Genomic DNA, 2,458 nt, shown 5'->3' on the forward strand with positions numbered 1-2,458 from the left:
ACCCCAAGTCGCAGGAAGTCGCCGACGAAATCGGCGCGAAGTTCGTCCAGGGCGATGTCTCGAAGGCCGAGAGCGTTGAGGCCGCCGTCGCGAAGACCGTCGAGGAATTTGGCAAGCTCGACATTGCCGTCGCCTCGGCCGGCGTCGGCGGCGAGGGCGACGTCGTCACCTCGACGGTCGACAACTGGGAGCGCACCAACGGCATCGACTACTCCGGCGTGTTCTACACCAACAAGTACGTCATCGAGCAGCTCCTCAAGCAGGGCGACGGCGGTGTAGTCGTCAACCTCGCTTCGATGTTCGGCCTGGTGGCCGTCTCGAACAACATCGCCTACTCGGCCTCGAAAGGCGGCGTCGTGAACATGACCCGCGCCGCTGGCACGATGTACGCCAAGGAAGGCATCCGCGTGAACGCGGTAGCCCCGGGCGTCATCCGTACCCCGCTGATCGACGAACCGACCCTCGAGCAGTACGCAAACCTGCACCCGGCCGGCCGCGTTGGAGAGGCCCAGGAAGTCGCTGACCTCATCACCTTCCTCGCGAGCGACAAGGCGAAGTTCATCACCGGTGCGACCATTCCGATCGACGGCGGATACACGGCCGTCTAGCGCAAGACCCGCAGCAGCCAGGCGCGCCCCCTCCCATCCGAGGCGGCGCGCCTTGCCGTTTGCCCGGAGCGTGAGGGCGAGACGGGCCGGCCAAAGAAGCGTAGACCGCCGTCGACCGCGGAAAGTCTTACGAACCACACACAGTCACCCCGGCGGTGCCCGGAACGCTCGCAACCGGGACAGCCGCGGCCTATGGTGAGAACATGGCCCGAACCCACGGCTCCGTGCGCCTCGGTGACGATTTGCGTGACCGACGGGTTCTCGTCGTCGAGGATGATCCGACCGTGAGGGAAGTCGCCTGCGACTACCTGCGCTCCGCAGGCTTCATTGTTGACCACGCCGCTGACGGATTCAGCGCACTGAAGGCCGCGGAACACACCAGGCCGGACTTGATCGTGCTGGACCGGATGCTTCCCGGGATCAGCGGGGCTGAAGTCTGCCGGCGAATCCGCGACAACGCGTCGACACCGATCATCATGCTCACGGCCCTGGGTTCCACCGAGGATCGTATAGAGGGCCTTGAAGCAGGCGCAGACGACTATCTCGCCAAGCCGTTTTCCCCGCGTGAACTCGTCCTTCGGGTGCAGTCGATCCTTCGCCGCAGCATCACCGACATCACCCCCGAAGCCCCCTTCGACATGGGCTGTTTCCGGGTGGATGCGTCCAACCGCAAGATCTTCCAAGACGGGCGCTTGCTCGGGCTTTCGGTGCGCGAATTCGACCTGCTCGCCTTCCTCCTCAAGCACCCCGACCAGGTTTTCAGCCGGGCGCAGCTCCTGAAAGCGGTATGGCAGTGGAACTTCGGGGACCTATCCACGGTCACCGTTCATGTTCGTCGGGTCCGAGAAAAAATCGAAGACGACCCGGCAAAACCGCGGTTGCTGACCACCGAGTGGGGCATCGGATACCGGCTCAGCGTCCAGGGCCACGGGGAATCATGATCGCACTGGCGGACTTTGGCATCATCCTCGTCACCGCGGCGGTGGCGGCAGGCCTGGTGGCCGCCTGCGCAGGAATTGCCCTGCGATTCGCACGGCACAAGTCAATGCTGTTGCGGCTGCTGATCGTTGTCGTGGCTACAGTGGCTTCCATCGCGGCGGCCACTATCGCGATTGCTGCCCAGATGTATATCTCGGATCACGATCTGGTGGTGCTGTGCTGGGTGATCGGCGTCGGTGCCGCCATCAGCCTGATTGTCGCTGCGTTGATGGGAGTCGGCATCAGCCGGACGGGCGTCCGGCTCCGGTCCACGGCCCGGGCGATCGGCGACGGCCAAATTGTCGTCCCGGAGGACTACACCGGACTCGAATTCGCCACCCTGGCCCGTGAACTGGCCGAAACCTCACAGCGGCTCGCCCGCTCCCGGGAGGAAGTCGCCACGCTGGAGCAGTCCCGGCGACGCCTCGTCGCATGGATCTCCCATGACCTGCGCACCCCGCTCGCAGCACTGCGTGCGATGGCGGAGTCCCTCGAGGACGGCGTCGTCGAGGAACCGGACCGCTACCACCGGCAGATCCGCCTTCAGGCAGAGACTCTCGCCAGCATGGTTGATGACCTGTTTGAACTTTCGAAAATCCAGTCAGGCACGCTCAGGCTTCACATGGAGCCCGTCTCCCTGTTCGACCTCGTCAGCGACGCCGTCGCTGACTTACACCCGGTCGCCGCATCCCGGTCAATCACCCTCAAAGAGTCCCGGACCGGGAACCTCACCCTCTACGGTGACGCGCGCGAACTATCCCGGGTGATCGGAAACCTCCTCATGAACGCGATCGAGCATTCCCCCGCGAACAGCGAAATCCTCATCTCCGCCCGTGAGACCGGCAATGAACACGTCGCCCTGAGCGTGGTGG

3 protein-coding genes are annotated in these 2,458 nt (G+C 64.4%); all 3 read left to right on the top strand.

Going from position 1 to position 2,458, the window contains the following annotated elements:
- Positions 1–608 (top strand): SDR family NAD(P)-dependent oxidoreductase (locus tag AB4Y86_RS16800; RefSeq protein WP_441403308.1); only part of this gene is annotated, 608 nt, incomplete at its 5' end.
- A 203-nt stretch (positions 609–811) separates the two neighbouring features.
- Complete coding sequence (locus tag AB4Y86_RS16805) at positions 812–1,549, top strand: response regulator transcription factor (protein WP_441403309.1); 738 nt, start codon at positions 812–814, stop codon at positions 1,547–1,549.
- The coding region (locus AB4Y86_RS16810; protein WP_441403310.1) for a sensor histidine kinase at positions 1,546–2,458 on the top strand (913 nt) is incomplete at its 3' end. The genes AB4Y86_RS16805 and AB4Y86_RS16810, both read left to right, overlap by 4 nt.

It is taken from the genome of Arthrobacter sp. 2YAF22_2 (assembly GCF_052114645.1).
GTDB lineage: Bacteria > Actinomycetota > Actinomycetes > Actinomycetales > Micrococcaceae > Arthrobacter.